The organism is Butyricimonas sp. BSD2780061689_150309_C8, assembly GCF_015560935.1.
GTDB classification, from domain to species: Bacteria; Bacteroidota; Bacteroidia; order Bacteroidales; family Marinifilaceae; genus Butyricimonas; species Butyricimonas paravirosa.
Genome location: NZ_JADMSV010000018.1, coordinates 85,893 through 105,353, shown reverse-complemented (window position 1 = coordinate 105,353; position 19,461 = coordinate 85,893). Strand labels below are relative to the sequence as shown.

Sequence of the window (19,461 nt, the reverse complement as noted above, 5' to 3'; positions counted from 1 at the left end):
TAAGTGGGTCAGTTTCGGTTATAAAGGTGGGTCAGGTGATTTTTATAATAGTGGGTCAAGTGACTTTATATTTTCCAACGGGAAAAGAGTGTGCTATTTCTTCGTGTTGTGTGTACTGACAACAGACTCTTCGCCAACTAATTTTGAAACTAAAAAATTAAAGACGATTAAGAGTTCATTTCCAGTTATCTATTACTTGAAATGTCAGGTAGTGAAAAAGGGCGACTCACTTTATCCCTTCTTGTAATTGCATTTGAAAAACATTAGGAAAATATAGGAGGATAATTGTGTTTTCTTCCTACACGACATTGTTTAAGAAATAGTGTTAGTTTTAGCTTGTGTTTTCTCATTGTGATAAATCGAATATGCCTGAATTAGTTCAATTGGCTTATTGGAAACACCAATAGTAAGCCTTATAAAGCTTCATATTTGGGATATTTCTATAAAACATTTGGTCATATTGTCTATCTTTATTATATTTGCATTTAGTTTTAATTAAATAAAGATGGATGAAAGACCTCTTAACCGGCTTAAAGTGGTTCTTGTAGAGAAACAAAAGACAAGCAAATGGTTGTCAGAACAGTTGGGCGTATCTACTGTAACAGTAAGTAAGTGGTGCACCAATATGCATCAACCAGATTTGCAGACGTTAGCAAAGATTGCCGATTTGTTAGGATGTGAAAAACGAGAACTTATCACGGAATAGATATGCCTAAAAGTAAAATGCATAAACGACGCGGAAGACTACCTTCAATAGAGGTGGTTGACCTATTTTGCGGAATAGGCGGACTAAGTTATGGAATGAAGTCAAAAGGTCTCAAGATCCGAGCTGGGTTCGATTTGGATCAAACTTGTCTGTACGCATATGAAACTAATAATGAAGCAAAGTTTATTTTCAAGGATATTAGGACTGTTCGAAAAGAAGAAATAATACCTTTCTATTCCAAGAAATCAATAAAGGTTTTGGCTGGCTGCGCTCCTTGTCAGCCTTTTTCATCTTACGCATTTAAAAACAAGAATAAAGATGAAAAAAAATACAATCTTCTTTATGAATTTGGACGTCTTGTTAAGGACGTCCAACCAGACATAGTTACAATGGAGAATGTTCCAGCTATAGCTTCATTCAAACTTCAGTCAGTTTTAGGAGATTTTGTTAAAACACTTGAATCAGAAGGATATTATGTTTCATATCATGTGGTTTATTGTCCTGATTATGGTATTCCACAGACGCGCAAGCGATTAGTATTGTTAGCCTCAAAATTAGGTGAGATAGAATTGATACCTCCAACACATCGAAAAGATAATTATGTGACCGTTCGTGATGTGATTAGCAACCTTCCCCCTCTTCAAGCCGGTGAAGAATGCCCTGCTGATAAGTTACACCGCTGTAGAGCCTTATCTGCTCTGAATATGAGAAGAATGGAGGCTACACCATATGGTGGAAGTTGGAAAGACTGGCCGGAGGAGCTTTTGTTGAATTGCCATAAGAAGGAAGGAGGTAAGAGCTTTGGTAGTGTTTATGGCCGTATGACTTGGGAAGAGCCTGCTCCAACGATGACTACGCTTTGTACAGGTATCGGCAACGGTCGTTTTGGTCATCCTATTCAGAACAGAGCTATTTCCGCACGTGAAGCTGCATTGTTCCAGACTTTTCCAACAACATATAAATTCTTTCCTAATGAGCAGGAAGTGTCTTTAACTAAGGCTTCACGTTATATAGGAAATGCTGTTCCCCCAAGATTGGGCGAAGTGATCGCAGAGAGTATTAAGAAACATATTAGAACTCACAAATAATATGGACGATAATCGTAAACTAAAATGGCGATTTGACGTTAGCACATTCCGGCTAATCGGGCGTGATTTGATAACAGATCGAGTTACAGCTCTATTCGAATTAGTAAAGAACTGTTATGATGCTAATGCCCAAAATGTAAATGTTATTTTTGAAAATGTTGGAGTTGGAAAAAAACAAGCAGTTATACGAGTAGAAGATGATGGATATGGAATGTCGTTTGAAGATATCCGAGACAAATGGATGGTTATTGGAACTTCAAGCAAACGCGCTCATCCATATTCACCAAAGCCCTTCAATAGAAGATGTGTTGGAGAAAAAGGCATAGGGCGTTTTGCTGTAGATAAACTTGGAGATAAAGTTTCCGTTATCACCAAAAAAAGAGGTGCAGAAAAGTGGCTAAAAGTTGACATTGACTGGACTTCTTATTATACTGAGAGCGAAGAAGAGGCAGATATTCGTCTATTTACCGATGTTGAGAATGTTTATACTTATAATGATTCCGAAAATCCTGATACATCAGGAACGAAATTGATAATCACTTCCATCAGAGATCCTTGGACCAAGAAGGAAATTGAGCATTTAATGCGTGAAATTTCAAAAATTGTCTCTCCATTTGCGAATTTGAGTTACCCATTCAAAGTTCGGGTAATTGCACCAGAATTTAATATAGACCAAGAATCTATCAGAACATTAGATGACTTTAATAATGCGACCATTTCTCTGAATATAGATTTTGACGAGGATAAAAAGCTTCAGCAGAGCATCTTCTATGATAAGGAAAAGAACATTTTTAGTTACCATCTTATTCCACTCAAATCTTTTGGAGGAATAAGGATTAGGATTTTTTTCTTTGACGAATCAGCCCGTAGAAGCTATCGAAAAGCCTTTCCTAATGATCCTATAGATGGGTTTAAGGTCTATCGTGATGGCATCATCGCTACGCCTTTTGCAGAAACCAATGAAATTCAAGATTTAAAACGTGACATCTTGGGAATTGATAAAAGGGTATATCAGGATATATTCAATAGAATAAGCACACGTGAGTTTTTGGGTGTTATTGACATCACCAAAAATGGGAATCCTCGAATAATAGATGCGACCAATCGACAAGACTTTGTGGATAATGTTGAGTATCGAGAGATGAAAAAATTCATCATTACTCAACTTAATGCTCTTCAAGATTACAAAGTAGAAATGCGTCAAGCAAAACGTGATAATGCACAGGAGGGGCTAAAAGTCGCATCAGATGACATCAGTTCTTTAGTAGAAGCCTTTAACGATATTGTCGCCAAAAAGCCAGAATTGAAGCAGACGGTAGAGCCTCTTATCAAACAAGTTCGTAAGACAGGGCGTAGTGTAAAGACGGCTATTAGCGAGCAAAAAAAGGCTTTAGAGGATTTTACTCGTAAGGAGAACATCTATATGAGTATTATGTCCCTACAACAGTTTGCGATTAATATCACTCATGCTGTTCGTACCACCCTTAATCAGATACGTGATAGGGTGGAGTTCTTCTATCGATATTATCCCGATCCTGAAGAGGAAGAATTGTTCATACTCTATTCTAAAGAGATGTATGAACGTTTCAAAGTACTCAACCGTGTGATTAACTATATGCTCAGTTATTCACAATCGAACTTGACTCCTGAGGAAGTTGATTTAAAAACTACGTTTGAGGAAATATTGGGTGAATACGATGATGTCTTCTCACGTGAAGGGATATCCTTACAGACAGATTTCCCTGATAAGATTGTTCTGAATGCAAATCGACAATTTTTTAGGGATATTCTGCAGAACCTAATAGATAATTCCGTGAAAGCAATGACCAAGTCAAAACCAAAAGTGATTCGTTGCTCTTACGAGGTTCAAAACGATATGTTAGAGATACTTGTTTCAGACACAGGTATAGGTATTCCTCAAGAAGACCATGAACAAATTTTTGCGTTGTATTATACAACGACCGAGTTGCAAGGAGGTGCTGGCATTGGATTGTATATTGTGAAAACTCGTGTCCAGTCTCTTGGAGGCTCTGTCGCTGTCGTTGACAGTGAATTTGGTGAAATAGGAACGACAATAAAAATAACAATACCTTTTAAAAAGTAAATAATTATGGATTTTAAGATAGTCTTTATTGATGATAATATGTCGGAGAAAGAGCCGTTTGTTCAAAATATAAGAAAGCATTACAAAGATGCTGACTGTAACCATGTTTTTCAAAATCCAGACAAAGGTTTGGAATACGTGTTGGAGAATTTGAATAGCAAAATGATAGTATTCATTGACTGGAATTTCAGTGGTCACCACAAAAAAGGCATTGATTTGTTGAAGGAGATTCGCAAAAAAACATCTTTGCTTTATATTGTGATAATGTCGGCCAACCAGTTAAGGACTGATATTCCTCTTGAATCTATCGTTGAAATGATGAACGAGGAGAATTTCTTCTATTTGGACAGAAGCAATGATGACTTTGACTCTGTCATTTCCATCATTGACAGAGTTCGTTCTCAGTGGAGTACAAAATTCGACTGCGTCCTTGAACAATGGCTTCTCCGTCATCCAGAAGATAACAACAAAGAAGCCTTTAGCGAAGTCTCCACTGGTAAAACATTTACTTGGGCTGACATCCTTGTTGAGTTGAGACAACAAACGCCTATAGGCAAATCTTTTGAACAAAAGCTTAATGAGTATTATATCTATCAACTAAATCGTTCTAAAAAATAAATATGGGCAAAATATTGATAGCATGTAATAACGATTCTACCACCATACTTCATGATTTCTTAGAATCATGTGCGGACGAGGCTAAACAAATATGTGCTGATAATAGTATTGAATACTCTCCTGTTTACCCTCCAAATTTGAGTGAACAGAATGTTATTGGTGTCATGCCTGAACACCAACTTTGTTTTTTTGCCGGTCATGGTGATACAGATGGAATTTATAATGAGGCCGAAGAAGCTGTAGTCTCAATACATACAACCAACTATAATTTCAAGAATAAAGGTCTTTATTGTGTTGCTTGTTCTTGCGCTCAAAAACTTCATTCACATTTGAAGTCTCTTGAATTACTATTCTTTGTCGGTTATAACGACACGTTCAATGTAAGAGGTGAACGTGAACCTTTTATAAATAGTGCTATGGCAGGCTTGAAAAGTTTTTTGAATGGAGACCCATTAAAAGTAGCAAAAGAAAAAATGATTGCTACGTATGACAATCAAATCGCTACATTAGATACAACTGATCCGATGGCTGCTGTTGAATTGGTTCACAATAAAGAGGCTTTAGTCTTTGATGGTAATGATGATTTATTATTTTCCAACTTACAATAATAATGAACATATTGTATAAAATCATGTACTAACAACTGTTTATTAAGCACGTAATTATAAGATCGCTCCTTATTATATTTGACAGAATGAGAAGTTATAAGTAAACATACTTTTCACTCTGCTTCTTGGGGTGGAGAGATACCCTAAAGCATACTGATCCGAAAGTTGGAGGTGGGCGACAGGAACATTTATCGGGAGTATATCGCTTTTTGCAACTACAAGGGTAAACGGTACGCCATACTGCTCATACGGAGAAAGGCGGTGTATATTCCATAACTATTATAAAAGAGTTGGTACAGCCATCAATGGGTTGCACCAACTCTTTTATAATCATTTTTAATTAGAAGTTCAAATTTCCTTTGTTCCAATTATTATCAAGTTGCTCAATATCACTCATTTTATAAACAATAGAGTATGGATAGTCTTTGTCTTTAAAATCAGCATGAGGGATAACACCTTCTCCTTCATTATACAGAGTTGCAATTATACCGTTAGCGTATTTTTTTGTATAAATATCACCATCTTCAGAGAATCCAAACTGTATTAATTTTTCCTTTTTAATAGGGTCTATATTAATTGTAATGCTTTGGGTTATATCCCTATCCCCAGAACTCTTTAAATGCAAAATAACTTCCAGTCTTTTGAAAAGAGAGAAGAAATCCGGAATTGACATTTCATCAAGTCTAAGCTCAACTAAGGAGTTGTCATTTACCATGTCTTCACATAAAATGGACACATTACACCCATCACCATAAGATGTAAAAAATTTCACCCCTATAGGATGGTAACGTTTTATGTCAACATCTATTTCCTCCAAATATTTTTCCAGAGTTGTGAAATCACTAATATCAGCTGCTGTTGAGCCTACATAATCATTGTATTGAACGGTTGCTTTCATTTTTATATGGATTTGATTACAATCACTATATAGCAACAACTGCGCCAATTTGTTTTCCTATCATCAATAGCTATGATACATGACAAAATGTCATAAAAATAGTTATCGAAGATTGGGACAAAGGTTTCTTTGCTACTTTCTTTGTCCGCCATCATGCTCACTGAAAGAAAGTAGGGCGGCTCTCGCCTCCCACCTCTCAAAAACGGGGGTAAAGCCCCGTCACCATCGTGAACATTTCCTCCAGCATATCGCAATATATCCCTTCGTGCGTTTCTATGTCCTTCGTCCTGCACTCGAATGTCTTTTTGCTGAACGTCTTGCGGTAGAAACGCATATTGTAGAGGTCTGCTCCTCCGTCATAGATGATGTCAAGTCGGTTGGCACTCGTCTTGTTCCTCGCAAGGCTCATGCGTAAACCGTTACCCATGTCTATGAAGTCTTTGCTTCCCGTCATGGCGGCAAAGCGTCTGCCACCTATCTGCTCCAAAATTGTCTTTGCTATCATATTCGTTGTTTTTAGGTGTTATGGTGTGGCGGTGCGGACACTGCCACACCGTTCAAAATTCAGTTTTCTCAGCTATGGGTGTGCATCTTTCCAACCACTTTCTCAGACACTCCATGTTGTACTCGCTCGTTATGACTGCCGTATGGCTGTCAATGGCGGTGAAACGGCTGCTTTCATAACTGTCTATCCACCCCTTCAGGGTATCAACTCCCCATGCTTCGGTATCGTCAAACATTCCGTCCAATGCCGTGATAGGCTCGCTGAACTTGACAATCAGCGTTTGGTAGGTTGTTTCGTTCATCGCTTGTCCTCCTTTCTTTCCTTTGCCGTCAGCCACTTGTCCCGTGCGGCTCGGCACTCGTCCAACGTGGGTTTCACACAAGAGAATAATTCCCCGTCTGTGTAGCGGTAGTCGTATTGCACAAGTATCCGCTTGCGTCTGCCGATACCCGTTTGGAACTTCTCGTATTTCTCTGTCCCTGCTTTCGTGCAGGTGCTTACTCCGTTGATGGTCATCCGTGTACTCATAATCGTTGTTTTTTAGATGGTTAGAAATGTACTGACAACACTCTATTCCGCATCACCATTTCGGGGTTGCTCGTGTAGCGTTGATGCAGGTAGAAATGGTGTGAGCCGAAGCCGTAAAGAAAGAACTTGTCAAGTTCGTGCTTCTCGGAAAAGTCTTTTACGCTTGCTCTTAACTGCTCCTCACTCTGACAAAGAGTGAGGAGGTTTATAAATTCAAGGAACATCGTGGGGATTTTATCGTCCCACAAACAAATCATACTTTCAATTCTTACTTCCATGCTGTTATGTATTATAAGTTGATATTATGCTGCGTTCATCCGCTGACGGATAAGTTCGGCATTGTCCTCCACAAGCCGGATGATGCGGTCGTGGTACTCGGTATTAGAATTGCATACCCCTCTGCTCTGTACCACTTTCAGTGTTTTCAGTGACACCTCTATCGTTTCAATCCGTTTGCCGTCAATGGTGGCAGATAGGATGAGGGAGTTTGCCTTGTTGTGATAACCGCCCACGCAATGGTGCATCATCCGTCCTTCCTCAATCATTTCCTCCACGCTTTCAATGACTTTGACAAGAATAAGGTTGTCGGAGAATACAAGCCCGAAGAACATTCCTTTGGCTTTCAGATAGTTTTTCTCGTCCTCAACTGCTTTCCTGCGTTGCTCTTCAGTCCGTTCACGCTCCCTTTGGCGGTTGCGCTTTATGACCAATTTGTCGTGTTCGGCTTTGAGGTCGGCAGGGCAAACGTATTTTGGGCTGTTCGTGTCCTTGCCGAAATGACGGAGCAGGTCTATGGTGTCACGCCACATTGAGCCGTCCGAAATGGTGTAGCCGTTGCGGATGCAAATCTTGACGGATGCCCAATACCGCTCCATGTCAAAGAAACTGCGGATATAATGACGTAACATGGCGTATTGCCCTGCCTTCAAGAGCGTTTCTGCTCGGCTGTCGGAAAGGATTGCCGTGAAAAGGTCATACGGCAGGATATTGTGATAGTCCCCGTTGAAGCCGTTGCGTTTCAATTCGGGGATGAAACGCTGTCGGGGATAGGTACACACAGGTGTTATATCGTATGCGTGAAGTCTGTTGTTCTTGCGTACCTCCATGTCGCTGTATTCCGCCCATTGGTCGTAATACAACATTGACATACCACGCAGTCGGGCAACGGTGGTGGTTGTGCCTTTGGGCGAAATCCACCTCTGCACCACTTCATAAATGGAATACTCGGCTGCTTGCCCTGCCTTGTATCGGGACTTCACGAAGAAGAAGCGTATCACTTGGTACTGCTTGCTGGTGGTGACGATGGAGAAGTACTCGTTCTCGCTGAAAACACTCTTTCGGGTGCGCAACGCTTCCAACTGCATACCGCAATGTGGGCAGATACATCCGCAAAGGGTGTCTGCAAGGTCGTGGTCGCTCTTCCACGAATGTCCGCACTCGGTGCAGATGTTCGTGCCGTCCGCTCTCTTGATTGCATAATGCTTGAAGCAATGGCGGAAAGCGTATGCCTTTTGTGTGGCGTTCAATCTCGGTAGCCGCTTGCTCAAACGTGCGACTTCCTGCTGTATGCGTGTTCTCGGTTTCATAATCAAAAGTCGAATAAGGATTGTTGAACTTGGGTTGTCTGTTTGGCGGTCTTAGGCTTGTTGCGGTTTTGCAACTTGCGGACTTCCTCCTCTTGGTATTGTCGGATAGCGTTCTGCCGTGCCTCCGCCTTTTCCTCTGCGGTGAGTTCCACCACATGGTTCACGGCTATGTGGCATTGGATAGGCTTGCCCACCTCTATCTCGTTCTCGTCATAGTAGTGTACGGCTTGTCCGTATATCTCGCCGTCCGTGAAGCCGTTGCAACCGCTTTTCTGCACATAGTTCAGAATGTAGGTCACACAATCGTCTATATTCTTGGCAGGGTTGCGGTAGTTCTTCGCAAAGAGCGCATCTTCCGCTGCACGTTGCTCCAAATACATCTGTATCGTTCTCTTGAAATGGTCTGTCGTTTTCATATCGCTGTCGCTTTAGATTGTCTGTTTCAGTATCTCTCTCCAATATGTCGGCTCAACCTCGCTCAAAAGGAAGTCTGTAAAGTCCTTCCGTGCGTCCTTATTCAGTTCGTGGTAGAGTTCACGGAACACGGATATATTGCCGTTGATGTATGTTTCCACCATGTACTCGAATATGTTGTCCACCTCATAGTATCTGCATTGTTGCTCTACGGTCTTGCTTCTTCTCTTTGCCATGTCGATTAAAGATTAAAGGGTGAATAACCAAAGGATGAAGCCGAAAAAGACGATTGTGGAAAGGATAGCCACTATTACACCTATCGCCACTCGGAACACTCCGTTTACTATCTCTCTGACGATGCCCCAAAGGATGCCGAATACCCAAAGGACGGTGCGCATGATTAAGTTGCATATTGCAAGCCCCATGTATTGCGCCACTTGTCTGAAATCTGCCGTTGCTGTCATATCTTTGCTGTTTTTGATTTTTTGTTTTTTAATGCGGATTCATGAGCTGAGGGAGTTGAGTTTCAAACTATCTTATCTGCCTCTCGTTTATCCGACATTTTTTTTAATGCGTCTTTCTGTCGCATCGGTCGTTTTCGTTTCGGGTGCTTAAAAAGGTAGGGATTAGGGAATGCAAGGTTTTTCAGGAAAAATACTACCCACAGGGCTGGAGATTTTTCCCGAAAACAGGAGGCTTGACCTTGTTTTCCCGTCAAATCCCGGAGTTACCTTTGCGCCCAGAACGGAAATGACTGCCTGATGCGGTCCACTGAAAGGCGCGAAAATGGAGGTAAACGGAAGTAGAGGCAGATTAGACAGAAAACTTCAAAAGAGAAATCCGTGAAAAAAGGAAGTCTCCCCCCCCCAAAAAAAGGACATAGCCGGTAGCGTGAAACCGGGCAAACCACCTGCAAGGAAGTATGGTTCTATCTGTCTGGTCAGATGTGTCGGGGCGGGCAGATAAAATCATTCTTCCCGGTTTGCCTGCTGTGGGTGACGGCTTGTTCCATTTATGGACAAGCGGTCATACACGGCTTTCCGCTTCCGGCTCAAAAGAACAACGAAAATGAAAAATCATCTGAAAAGCCGTAAAAGCACCTCTTGGCATAAGCACAAAAGAAATGGGCCTTGCCTCATTAGTCTAAACAGTTGTTTAGGTGTGAGGCAAAGCCCTTTTCTCAGCTTATGCGGTAGTCGGCACACGTTCGTTCAAAATTCTTTTGTACGATGGTGTGCCGACGGATAAAATCGCTTTTACGGAAAAACCTATATGATAAAGAAAAAATCAGGGAGATTCATTTCAAAATCTCCCGTTTTATTGTTACTTTTGCATACGAAGAGTTCTTTGAAGGTTACGCAATGCGCAGAAGAATAATGCAGCAGATAACTAACTAAATCGTAACCTATTACTATTATGAGCAATTAACCTAAGCTCATTTCCAATAAATTACACTCTTTTCGTAACTTCCGAAAACAAGTATACAAAGAATTCAATAAAAAGGTTTAAACTTAACTTACAAATTTGTTAATTATTTCCTTTATTGTATTTTCAGCCTTGCTTATTCTAACCATTTCATACATCAGCCTACTCACTTACGAGATAACCAGAATCCCTACTTCTGTTGAAAGCGGAACTCATCCACCATATCCAGTAACACTGCCCCGTAACGTTCCACGATCTTTTTTCCAACTCCGGGAACTGCCAGCAATTCCTTTGAATTCGTGGGCAGCGTGTTACTGATTCCCAACAAAGCTTTCTGCTGCAATACCGTATACACGGGCAATTTCAATCGTTCAGCCTCTTTGTTCCTCCAAGCACGAAGAGTTTCATATAACTTCGAATGTAATATATCAGGAGAAATCTCCACTTTCTCCGCTCCGGCACGTTTCGCCTTAATCTTCACTTTCGGGGCATCAATTAACGCCTTCGCCTTCGCTCGTAAATAATCTTTTACAGAAAAACCGTTCCCGATCACTTTCAACGTTTCAAGTTTCAAGTTCACCTCTCCCCGAAAACGTTCCATATTTTGTTCCACCAACTTCCTCACCTCCTTGTTATCAATCTCCGGAATAGCCTCTTCCAAGAATTTTCCAAAAATAGACATCGTATGTTCCCGGAAATATTCCGCCCCCTTCTTCACCCGGTCTGCGATCACCGGATCCGCCTCGTAATTCCCTTCTTCCGGCATCAACCGTTCCAACTGGTTCTGAAACCGTTCGGCCACCGCCAACAATTCCTCTGCGCACTTGGCTCCCGCCACCCGGTAACGTTCCACCCAATCGGGATACAACCGACGCAACTGCTCATCCAGCACCCGGTACAAATAATGTAACCTCCACCGGATCGTCTCGTAATCGAATTGTTCCAGCAACAACTCCCTGAAATAAGACTGCCGGGCCTGTTGCAATTCCTCCTTATTCGGCTCCTTCTGTTCCGCCTCCCGCACGAATTCATCTATTGCCCCGTCACTCACCAGTGAACGCACGGTTACTGGGGAACTCAACACAAGTCCCTCGAACGTCTTGCAACGGCTCAACGCCACGTACACCTGCCCGTGAGCAAATGCTGCATTGGCATCCACGATCGCCCGTTCAAACGTCAACCCTTGGCTTTTATGAATCGTAATCGCCCACGCCGTTTTCAACGGGTATTGCTTAAACGTTCCCTCCACCGTCTCCGTGATCTCCCGAGTCTCCTCGTCTAACGTGTATCTCGTGTTCGTCCATTCCTCCGGGGTCACCTGAATCTTCAGACCATCCTCTTTTCCTACCACCTCGATGGAACGGTCATTAATAGCCGTGATTTTACCGATTTTCCCGTTGTAGTAACGTTTTTCCGGTGATGAATCATTTTTCACGAACATCACCTGTGCCCCCTGTTTCAACACCAACGTCTCCTCCGTGGGATAAGAATAAGTGGGAAAATTATCCTTCACTTCTGCCTTAAACGAATAAGCCCTAGTCGATAATTCTGCCATTTTCACGTCGTTAATCCTTTGTGCTTGGTGGTTATGTGTTGTCAACGTGATATACCCCTCGTCATCCGAAGGCTTAAAGCCCGGTACATACCTCCGGTTTAACATCCCCAACACCGCAGCATCCACCCGGTTCTCCCGTACCCTGTTCAACAGGTCCACGAATTCCCGATCCTGTTGCCTATAAACGTGTTTCAACTCGATTGCCACGTAACGGGTGGCTGCCAAAGCCTTACTATGGAAAAAGAACGCCGATGCGTAATGTTGTTTCAACAACGCCCACTCGTCCTCTTTCACCACGGGAGCCAACTGCTGCAAATCACCGATCAACAACAACTGCACCCCACCGAAAGGCTCGTTCTTAGAGCGGTAACGACGCAACATATCATCCACCGCATCCAGCAAATCTGCCCGTACCATACTGATCTCGTCAATCACCAGCAAATCAATCGTCTTGATAATATTGATCTTTTCCCGGTTAAACTTGTGCGTGTATTGCAATTTTTCACCTCGCTCCACCGTATCCGAACTTCCCGGCACGTATGGCCCGAACGGCAACTGGAAGAAAGAGTGGATCGTCACCCCACCCGCGTTAATTGCCGCCACTCCCGTGGGAGCAACCACAATCATCCTTTTGGGTGATCTCCGTTTCAATTCCCGCAGAAACGTAGTTTTTCCCGTTCCCGCTTTTCCTGTAAGAAACACGTTCACTCCCGTATATTCCAAAAAGTCATACGCCAATTCCAGTTGAGGATTACTTTCCATGAATCAAGATTTTACACGAATTATCATTCTATTCGGCCTTCACAGACACGCAACTCGTACAAAGGTAGAAAAATAATCTATTCGTATCACGGCAATTATACACAATCACGTACACCTCTTGATATTTTCGATTATTTTTTAGGATTATTCTTTACAGATTCATATATTTGTAGAAATTACATACAATACCATTTATGAGATTTCAAAACTTCATCATGGGCATTCCGTATCGGGTTCGTGCCTAATTTAATCCCGGAAAAATTCCTCCGGACTTTTTTAAAACTTTCCTCCTAACCGGGAAGTATCAAGGTATTGTTTTCTCACTTTTAATATTGATATAAAATTACCATGAATAACTGGAAAAAGGTATTCGCAATTATATGGACAGGACAGTTTTTCTCCATACTGACCAGTTCGCTCGTTAATTTTGCCATCATTTTATGGCTAACCTTTGAAACTAAATCGGCAGAAACTTTGGCTTTCGCCACGATTGCCGCCATGTTACCGCAAGGCATCTTAGGTATGTTTTCCGGAGTATTTATCGACCGGTGGAGCAGGAAGAAAATCATGATCCTGTCTGACAGTTTCATTGCTTTCTGCACACTTATTCTAGCCTTTTTATTTTATTTCGAACAAGCGGAAGTTTGGCAAATCTATCTATTGTTAGCACTACGATCGATAGGTTCAGCTTTCCATGCTCCTGCAATGCAAGCATCTATCCCATTACTCGCTCCAGAATCTCAATTATTACGGATCGCCGGGATCAACCAGATGATCAATTCTGCCTGTAATATAGCCGGACCAGCTTTAGGAGCCTTGGCAATTACCACGCTGGCCATGCCTGTCGTGCTTATGCTCGACGTGATCGGAGCCATACTCGCCTGTACCTCGCTGGCTTTCGTCAAAATACCGAACCCTCCACCCGGTGAACACGCGGGAGAAAACAATGTCCTTCAAGACTTAAAAGAGGCTCAACGGGAGGTTGTCAGCCACCGGGGGATGCCATTATTGTTAATCCTCTCAATCATAGCCACATTTTTTATCATGCCAGTCAGCGTGCTTTTCCCTTTAATGACCCTCAATCACTTTTCGGGAGATGCTTTCCAAATGAGTCTGATTGAAGCCATCTGGGGAGTCGGAGCCCTATTTGGGGGAGTAGCCTTGAGTATCAAACAATACAAGATCAACAAAATCACGCTGATCAACCTGACATACATCCTCTTGGGAGCCGGATTCACGGCATCTGGCCTACTATCTCCCAATGCCTTTGTCTGGTTCGTCGTGTTTACCGCATTTGAAGGCGTGATCGGGTCATTATACTTTGCCTCGTTCACAGCCGTTATCCAGACGAAAATCAACCCGGCAATACTCGGACGAGTATTTTCCATATACATGAGCCTTAGTATGCTCCCCTCCATGCTCGGATTAATGAGTACCGGGTTTATTGCCGATCACGTGGGGATTACAAACACGTTCGTCATTGGTGGGCTCGTGATATTAGCTATCGGGGTTATATCATTCTGCCTCCCGTCCTTGTTGCAAGTGGGTAAATTGACCGTTAACGGGAAAACCCACAATATCTAAAGTATATAAATTAAAAGCCACCTCGAAAAAGGTGGCTTTTAAATATCTGATCAATTCGATAGATTACTTTCCGGCACGAGCTTTATACTCTTTCAAACCGTCTTGCAAGAATTTCACGAAAGCATCCCGATCTTTATTATAACCTCTAGCGGGTTGTAATACATGCGGTTTCAATACTTTCTCGTTACCTTTACGGCTATCTAACAAGATATAGTTCGGTTGAGCGTTCGACTCGAATTGCTTGATCTGGAAGTCTGTATTCTTCTTTCCAAGCGTGTTTTTCTTCTTTCCGTCATACTCTGACACGTAAACCTCTTCTGCTGGTAATTTGGTCTTATCGTCCACGTAAAGAGCCACGATAATATAATCATTCTTCAACATTTCAAGCACACGAGGATCAGACCAAACACTTTGTTCCATCTCACGACAGTTCACACAACCGTGACCGGTGAAATCAATGAACAAGGGTTTATCTTGAGCTTGTGCGGCTTTCAATGCCTGATCATAATCGAAATAACCATCCAACCCGTGGGGCAAGTGCAAGAAATCAGAGTATTTTACAGGTTCGTTGGATGCGGCACTAGCAGCTCCTTGTGTTCCACCTACCTGCACGCCACTCTTCATAATCTCTTTCGCGTTGTCACGCACGATACGGTTAATATCGAAGTCAATCGTTTCTTGTGGCGGGAAATATCCGGCCAAAGCTTTCAACGGTGCCCCGAACATACCCGGGATCAAATAGATCACGAATGACATGGTAATAATAATCATCACCAAACGAGGTACTCCGATATATGGTAAATCGCTATCGTGAGCGAATTTGATTTTACCCATCAAGTACAATGCTTGTAACGTGAACACAGCTACCCAGATAGCGATGTAAACCTCACGGTCTAACAATCCCCAGTGGTAAGTTTGGTCTGCTACCATCAAGAACTTGAATCCAAGGGCAACCTCCACGAATCCTAATACAACTTTCACCGCATTTAACCAACCTCCTGATTTCGGTAGATTGCTTAATTTTGAAGGGAAGAAAGAGAAGAATCCGAAAGGCAATGCCACGGCGATAGAGAATCCTAACATACCGATGATCGGGCGTAATACAGATCCGCGTGCAGCCTCTACCAACACGGTTCCAACGATCGGGGCGGTACAAGAGAATGACACCAATACCAACGTGAATGCCATGAAGAAAGCTCCGATGTAACCACCTTTATCAGCTTGTTTATCCGATTTATTTACCAACCAAGACGGTAACACGATCTCGAACGCACCAAAGAAGGATGCAGCGAAGATCATGAATATAATGAAGAAACAAATATTAGGCAGCCAGTTCGTACTCAACCAGTTAATGAATCCCGGTCCTAACAAGAACGAAATGATCAATCCTAAAGCGGTATAGATACCAACGATAGACAAGGCGAAGAAAATAGCTTTTGCCTTTGCTTTTGCTTTATTACTATCCCCATGCATGAAGAATGACACCGTCATCGGGATCATCGGGAACACGCAAGGCATCACAACTGCCAGTAATCCACTACCAAAAGCCACCCAGAAGAACAGCCACAAGGAATCATCCTCGGTTGCATCCTTCGTTTCATCGGCAGCAGCAACAGTAGCTTTATCGGCACCTTTGTTACCCAACTCGATCGCGAAATCCTTCTCTCCCGGCACACAAGCACCTTCCTGACAAGCCTGAAATTCAACGCTTCCTTTCACGGTAGTAATGGAAGGATCGGTAACTTTGATCTTTTGGGTTACGGTGTAATTATTTGAATAATACCACACATCGACTCCGAAAACATCATCATGCTTTTTACTTGGTTCACTCTCCTCGGCCGTACCCACTAATTCGATTCCCTCTCCCACTTTCTCAATGGTAATTGATGTAGGCATGGGACCACCTGCCGGGGTTGACATGGAGTAAACCGTCCACCCGGGTTGAATGGTTGCTTTAAAGGTTAAAGCGTATTCGTTATCCCCGGTTTTCTTCTGTGAAAACGTCCAACTTGTCGGGTCAGACATTTGAGCGAAAACCGAAAAGGTTCCCACGAACAACGTAAAGATCAACGTCAATAGTCTCTTTTTCATAAAAAATTATTTAATAAAACATCAATTTGCATGCTTCTCGAAATCGTATGCATTATCACACAGTGGACGCAAAAGTACCATATAATTTGTTCTCACACAAATTCATGGTACTATTTTAACATCGTTTTAAGATGGAATGACGAAACTGTAAGTAAAAACACCTACTCGGGTTCTATTTCTCTATTAAAACGATTAAAAAACTTATATTCGTAAATATAAAAAGAGGGTACTCCGACCACCTTTAAATGGATATGGTGCTTGAAAGCCCACTTCCTACGCAAAGACCAGAAACCTTTTTTCAAATACGCCTCCACAAAGGGGTGTACTTTCAATACCAGATTCTTGATTTTCTTCTCCTCGACCAAGAACTCAAGCTGGTCTTCAATCTTATCAATCACTAAAACAGCTGCATCTGCTTTACCGGTTCCATGACACACGGGACAAGTCTCCGTGGTCGTCACGGTCATTTCCGGACGTACCCGCTGGCGCGTGATTTGCATTAATCCGAATTTACTCAGAGGGAGTATGGTATGCTTGGCACGATCGAGTTCCATTGCCGAACGCATCTTATCGAACAACTTCTGGCGGTTTTCCGCTTGTTGCATGTCAATAAAGTCGATCACGATAATACCTCCCATGTCTCGCAATTGTAACTGACGAGCCACCTCGTCGGCAGCAGCCAAGTTTACTTCCAAGGCATTTGATTCTTGGTCATCGCCCAATTTCACACGATTCCCGCTATTCACGTCTATCACGTGAAAAGCTTCCGTGTGCTCTATAATAAGGTATGCCCCGTTTTTAAACGAAACGGTACGTCCCAGCGAAGACTTGATTTGCTTGTCCACCCCAAAATGATCGAAGATCGGTACCTCGGTTGACACAAATTTAACGATACCTTCTTTCTCCGGAGCTATCGTGCTGATATAACGCTTAATTTCTTTACTCAATGCTAAATCATTCACATAAATGTTCTCGAACGAGGGATTCAATATATCCCGGAGAATAACGCTGGTTCGGTCAATCTCTCCCAAAATCAGCTTGGGAGGCTCTATATCCCGAAGATGTTTGAACGCGGTCTCGAAACGTTCAACAAGTTCTGTTAATTCACTGTCAAATAGCTCGGCATTCTTGCCTTCGGCGACAGTTCTCACGATCACCCCGAAATTCTTGGGGCGTATACTTTCAATCAGTCTTTTCAAACGCTTCCGTTCTTCGACCGATTTTATCTTTTGTGACACGGATACCTTTTCCGAGAAAGGCATCAGAACTAGGTGGCGCCCGGCAATACTCAACTCGGAGGTCAAGCGCGGGCCCTTGGTGGAAATAGGTTCTTTCGCAACCTGCACGGCAACATATTGGCCGACAGAAAGCACGTCCCCGATCTTCCCGTTTTTACTGATTTCCGGCTCCAGTTTTAACTTGGCTACAGGCATCCCCTTCCGGGCTATACATTGCTTTATATAGCTATCCAAAGAATAAAACTGGGGACTGAGATCAAGGTAATGCAGGAAGGCATCCTTTTCATAGCCGACATTAACGAAAGCGGCATTCAAACCGGGCATGATTTTCTTCACTTTCCCGTAATAGATGTCACCTACCGCAAATTTAACGCTAGTCTTCTCCGTTGTCAACTCTACCAACCGCTTGTCCTTTAACAAGGCGATTACTACTTCTTCCGCTTTTACATCTATGACTAACTCAGTATTCACTACCTGATCAATTAATGTATTAATCAAAATAAACCTAAAGGCATAGCCCTTAGGTTTATAATCTCTAACTCACAAACGATGACTACTTCTTTTTGTGTCTGTTCTTTCTCAGTCTCTTTTTCCGTTTGTGAGTGGCCATCTTATGTCTCTTTCTTTTCTTTCCGCTTGGCATAATTTCACTCCTTTCTTATTTTACTTGATCTTTCACCTGATTGACGAAACTCTTCGAAGGCTTGAACGAAGGAATAAAGTGTTCAGGAATCTTGATCGTTACATTTTTAGAAATATTACGAGCGGTTTTCTCAGCTCTCTTTTTCACTACAAAACTTCCAAAACCTCTTAAATATACATTTTTTCCATCAATCACAGAACCTTTTATTGCTTCCATAAAAGCTTCAACTGTAGTTTGTACCGCAGCTTTCTCGATACCAGTGGTTCTTGAAATTTCATTCACGATGTCCGCCTTTGTCATTTTCTTTAAGTATTTAGTATTCAATATTATATTTCATTTCTTCTAAATTTCAGACTGCAAATATATATCTTTTCCACAAACAATGAAACAAACTACCGCATTTTTGTCAATATTTTTTGTGTTCTATATCTTTAATTGTCAACATCGGACACATCCCTGCACCACTTTTTCCAACAAGCCTTTACCTTGCCTGTACCTCATTTAAACTGGTAACAACAAAGTTATTACTTTCAATGATCGGGAATAAATCACGAATCATAACAAGATGGCATTGGGATTATTTTTTTTCTCCGAAATTATTCCGTAATTTGTGACAAATTTTAATCCATACATATTATACATGGTAAACAAAGTTATTCTTATCGGTAATGTCGGGGCTGACCCGGACGTAAAATATCTCGAAGGAGGTGTTGCCGTGGCAAGATTCAGCCTTGCCACGTCGGAGGTGTACAATAATAAAAACGGAGAACGTGTAACTCAAACCGAATGGCACAATATCGTTCTCTGGCGGAATCTGGCTCAAATAGCCGAAAAATACGTTCGCAAGGGGATGATGCTTTACATCGAGGGACGTATCAGAACCCGTTCATGGGACGACCAAAACGGGGTGAAAAGATACACGACCGAGATTTACGGGGATAATTTCCAGATGCTATCCCGCAAACAGGATAACGGGGATAAACCTCAAGACACGCACATGCCACAAGCACCCGATTTAAGCGGTGGTGACGACAGTGACGATCTCCCGTTCTGAAAGATAAAAGCTAAAAATTAAAAACTAAAAGTTTGAAGTAAACGATTTCGAACA

Annotated in this window: 21 protein-coding genes and 1 pseudogene; 9 read left to right on the top strand and 13 right to left on the bottom strand. The window is 42.2% G+C overall.

Annotation, left to right across the window (positions count from 1 at the left end; all coding sequences use genetic code 11):
* From I2I33_RS20325 to I2I33_RS13785, 7 genes and pseudogenes are all read left to right on the top strand, one after another.
* Positions 1 to 247, top strand: a 247-nt coding sequence (locus I2I33_RS20325; RefSeq protein WP_229128303.1) for a hypothetical protein, incomplete at its 5' end; no start/stop codon positions are given.
* 258 nt (positions 248 to 505) lie between these two features.
* Positions 506 to 706, top strand: a complete 201-nt coding sequence (locus I2I33_RS13810) for a helix-turn-helix transcriptional regulator (RefSeq protein ID WP_007840021.1) — start codon at positions 506 to 508, stop codon at positions 704 to 706.
* 2 nt (positions 707 to 708) lie between these two features.
* Positions 709 to 1,794 carry a DNA cytosine methyltransferase gene (locus I2I33_RS13805; RefSeq protein WP_050541320.1) on the top strand — a complete coding sequence of 362 codons (1,086 nt, stop codon included), beginning with the start codon at positions 709 to 711 and terminating at the stop codon, positions 1,792 to 1,794.
* A 1-nt stretch (position 1,795) separates the two neighbouring features.
* Positions 1,796 to 3,898: a sensor histidine kinase gene (locus I2I33_RS13800; protein ID WP_007840023.1), complete on the top strand. Its 2,103-nt coding sequence runs from the start codon at positions 1,796 to 1,798 to the stop codon at positions 3,896 to 3,898.
* Positions 3,899 to 3,904: 6 nt separating this feature from the next.
* On the top strand, positions 3,905 to 4,516 hold the full coding sequence (locus tag I2I33_RS13795) for a hypothetical protein (RefSeq protein ID WP_007840024.1): 612 nt from the start codon (positions 3,905 to 3,907) through the stop codon (positions 4,514 to 4,516).
* A 2-nt stretch (positions 4,517 to 4,518) separates the two neighbouring features.
* A complete protein-coding gene (locus tag I2I33_RS13790; protein ID WP_007840025.1) occupies positions 4,519 to 5,124 on the top strand; it encodes a hypothetical protein in 606 nt (201 codons plus the stop codon).
* A 147-nt stretch (positions 5,125 to 5,271) separates the two neighbouring features.
* Positions 5,272 to 5,400: pseudogene (locus tag I2I33_RS13785) on the top strand (lysozyme); the annotation flags it as partial.
* A gap of 64 nt (positions 5,401 to 5,464) precedes the next feature.
* Here I2I33_RS13785 and I2I33_RS13780 read toward each other — a convergent pair.
* The 10 genes from I2I33_RS13780 to I2I33_RS13730 all read right to left on the bottom strand — a co-directional run bounded on the left by I2I33_RS13780 (position 5,465) and on the right by I2I33_RS13730 (position 12,797).
* Positions 5,465 to 6,022: a hypothetical protein gene (locus I2I33_RS13780; RefSeq protein WP_032947779.1), complete on the bottom strand. Its 558-nt coding sequence runs from the start codon at positions 6,020 to 6,022 to the stop codon at positions 5,465 to 5,467.
* A 196-nt stretch (positions 6,023 to 6,218) separates the two neighbouring features.
* Positions 6,219 to 6,527 (bottom strand): hypothetical protein, encoded by a 309-nt coding sequence (locus I2I33_RS13775; RefSeq protein WP_007840027.1) that lies wholly within the window; start codon positions 6,525 to 6,527, stop codon positions 6,219 to 6,221.
* A 52-nt stretch (positions 6,528 to 6,579) separates the two neighbouring features.
* Positions 6,580 to 6,885 carry a DUF6956 domain-containing protein gene (locus I2I33_RS13770; protein WP_080565185.1) on the bottom strand — a complete coding sequence of 102 codons (306 nt, stop codon included), beginning with the start codon at positions 6,883 to 6,885 and terminating at the stop codon, positions 6,580 to 6,582.
* Positions 6,825 to 7,055, bottom strand: coding sequence for a DUF3873 domain-containing protein (locus tag I2I33_RS13765; protein ID WP_007840029.1), 231 nt, complete (start codon positions 7,053 to 7,055; stop codon positions 6,825 to 6,827). The genes I2I33_RS13770 and I2I33_RS13765 overlap by 61 nt, the downstream gene beginning before the upstream one ends.
* Positions 7,056 to 7,075: 20 nt before the next feature.
* Positions 7,076 to 7,333, bottom strand: a complete 258-nt coding sequence (locus tag I2I33_RS13760; RefSeq protein ID WP_007840030.1) for a hypothetical protein — start codon at positions 7,331 to 7,333, stop codon at positions 7,076 to 7,078.
* Positions 7,334 to 7,357: 24 nt separating this feature from the next.
* Complete coding sequence (locus I2I33_RS13755) at positions 7,358 to 8,641, bottom strand: PcfJ domain-containing protein (RefSeq protein WP_007840031.1); 1,284 nt, start codon at positions 8,639 to 8,641, stop codon at positions 7,358 to 7,360.
* Positions 8,642 to 8,643: 2 nt separating this feature from the next.
* On the bottom strand, positions 8,644 to 9,057 hold the full coding sequence (locus I2I33_RS13750; protein WP_007840032.1) for a PcfK-like family protein: 414 nt from the start codon (positions 9,055 to 9,057) through the stop codon (positions 8,644 to 8,646).
* A gap of 12 nt (positions 9,058 to 9,069) precedes the next feature.
* A complete protein-coding gene (locus I2I33_RS13745; RefSeq protein WP_032947780.1) occupies positions 9,070 to 9,291 on the bottom strand; it encodes a hypothetical protein in 222 nt (73 codons plus the stop codon).
* Positions 9,292 to 9,303: 12 nt separating this feature from the next.
* Positions 9,304 to 9,519, bottom strand: a complete 216-nt coding sequence (locus I2I33_RS13740) for a hypothetical protein (RefSeq protein ID WP_032947781.1) — start codon at positions 9,517 to 9,519, stop codon at positions 9,304 to 9,306.
* Between the two features lie 1,151 nt (positions 9,520 to 10,670).
* Complete coding sequence (locus I2I33_RS13730; protein WP_087421234.1) at positions 10,671 to 12,797, bottom strand: HRDC domain-containing protein; 2,127 nt, start codon at positions 12,795 to 12,797, stop codon at positions 10,671 to 10,673.
* Between the two features lie 348 nt (positions 12,798 to 13,145).
* Between I2I33_RS13730 and I2I33_RS13725 the strand changes: the two genes are divergently transcribed.
* Complete coding sequence (locus I2I33_RS13725) at positions 13,146 to 14,381, top strand: MFS transporter (protein WP_087421233.1); 1,236 nt, start codon at positions 13,146 to 13,148, stop codon at positions 14,379 to 14,381.
* Between the two features lie 63 nt (positions 14,382 to 14,444).
* Here the strand turns inward: I2I33_RS13725 and I2I33_RS13720 are convergent, their stop codons facing one another.
* The 3 genes from I2I33_RS13720 to I2I33_RS13710 all read right to left on the bottom strand — a co-directional run bounded on the left by I2I33_RS13720 (position 14,445) and on the right by I2I33_RS13710 (position 18,653).
* Positions 14,445 to 16,472, bottom strand: a complete 2,028-nt coding sequence (locus tag I2I33_RS13720; RefSeq protein WP_087421232.1) for a protein-disulfide reductase DsbD family protein — start codon at positions 16,470 to 16,472, stop codon at positions 14,445 to 14,447.
* A gap of 161 nt (positions 16,473 to 16,633) precedes the next feature.
* Complete coding sequence (locus I2I33_RS13715) at positions 16,634 to 18,181, bottom strand: Rne/Rng family ribonuclease (protein ID WP_087421328.1); 1,548 nt, start codon at positions 18,179 to 18,181, stop codon at positions 16,634 to 16,636.
* Positions 18,182 to 18,368: 187 nt separating this feature from the next.
* A complete protein-coding gene (locus I2I33_RS13710; RefSeq protein WP_027201488.1) occupies positions 18,369 to 18,653 on the bottom strand; it encodes an HU family DNA-binding protein in 285 nt (94 codons plus the stop codon).
* 340 nt (positions 18,654 to 18,993) lie between these two features.
* Between I2I33_RS13710 and I2I33_RS13705 the strand changes: the two genes are divergently transcribed.
* Positions 18,994 to 19,407, top strand: coding sequence for a single-stranded DNA-binding protein (locus I2I33_RS13705; protein ID WP_027201489.1), 414 nt, complete (start codon positions 18,994 to 18,996; stop codon positions 19,405 to 19,407).
* Positions 19,408 to 19,461: the final 54 nt, after the last annotated feature.

What these genes read in the sequence shown, in the direction of transcription:
- I2I33_RS13765 (WP_007840029.1), bottom strand. Translation starts at nt 7,055, where the DNA reads ATGAGTACACGGATGACCATCAACGGAGTAAGCACCTGCACGAAAGCA.
- I2I33_RS13810 (WP_007840021.1), top strand. Translation starts at nt 506, where the DNA reads ATGGATGAAAGACCTCTTAACCGGCTTAAAGTGGTTCTTGTAGAGAAA.
- I2I33_RS13725 (WP_087421233.1), top strand. Translation starts at nt 13,146, where the DNA reads ATGAATAACTGGAAAAAGGTATTCGCAATTATATGGACAGGACAGTTT.
- I2I33_RS13720 (WP_087421232.1), bottom strand. Translation starts at nt 16,472, where the DNA reads ATGAAAAAGAGACTATTGACGTTGATCTTTACGTTGTTCGTGGGAACC.
- I2I33_RS13745 (WP_032947780.1), bottom strand. Translation starts at nt 9,291, where the DNA reads ATGGCAAAGAGAAGAAGCAAGACCGTAGAGCAACAATGCAGATACTAT.
- I2I33_RS13755 (WP_007840031.1), bottom strand. Translation starts at nt 8,641, where the DNA reads ATGAAACCGAGAACACGCATACAGCAGGAAGTCGCACGTTTGAGCAAG.
- I2I33_RS13790 (WP_007840025.1), top strand. Translation starts at nt 4,519, where the DNA reads ATGGGCAAAATATTGATAGCATGTAATAACGATTCTACCACCATACTT.
- I2I33_RS13750 (WP_007840032.1), bottom strand. Translation starts at nt 9,057, where the DNA reads ATGAAAACGACAGACCATTTCAAGAGAACGATACAGATGTATTTGGAG.
- I2I33_RS13730 (WP_087421234.1), bottom strand. Translation starts at nt 12,797, where the DNA reads ATGGAAAGTAATCCTCAACTGGAATTGGCGTATGACTTTTTGGAATAT.
- I2I33_RS13805 (WP_050541320.1), top strand. Translation starts at nt 709, where the DNA reads ATGCCTAAAAGTAAAATGCATAAACGACGCGGAAGACTACCTTCAATA.
- I2I33_RS13760 (WP_007840030.1), bottom strand. Translation starts at nt 7,333, where the DNA reads ATGGAAGTAAGAATTGAAAGTATGATTTGTTTGTGGGACGATAAAATC.
- I2I33_RS13710 (WP_027201488.1), bottom strand. Translation starts at nt 18,653, where the DNA reads ATGACAAAGGCGGACATCGTGAATGAAATTTCAAGAACCACTGGTATC.
- I2I33_RS13740 (WP_032947781.1), bottom strand. Translation starts at nt 9,519, where the DNA reads ATGACAGCAACGGCAGATTTCAGACAAGTGGCGCAATACATGGGGCTT.
- I2I33_RS13780 (WP_032947779.1), bottom strand. Translation starts at nt 6,022, where the DNA reads ATGAAAGCAACCGTTCAATACAATGATTATGTAGGCTCAACAGCAGCT.
- I2I33_RS13795 (WP_007840024.1), top strand. Translation starts at nt 3,905, where the DNA reads ATGGATTTTAAGATAGTCTTTATTGATGATAATATGTCGGAGAAAGAG.
- I2I33_RS13800 (WP_007840023.1), top strand. Translation starts at nt 1,796, where the DNA reads ATGGACGATAATCGTAAACTAAAATGGCGATTTGACGTTAGCACATTC.
- I2I33_RS13705 (WP_027201489.1), top strand. Translation starts at nt 18,994, where the DNA reads ATGGTAAACAAAGTTATTCTTATCGGTAATGTCGGGGCTGACCCGGAC.
- I2I33_RS13775 (WP_007840027.1), bottom strand. Translation starts at nt 6,527, where the DNA reads ATGATAGCAAAGACAATTTTGGAGCAGATAGGTGGCAGACGCTTTGCC.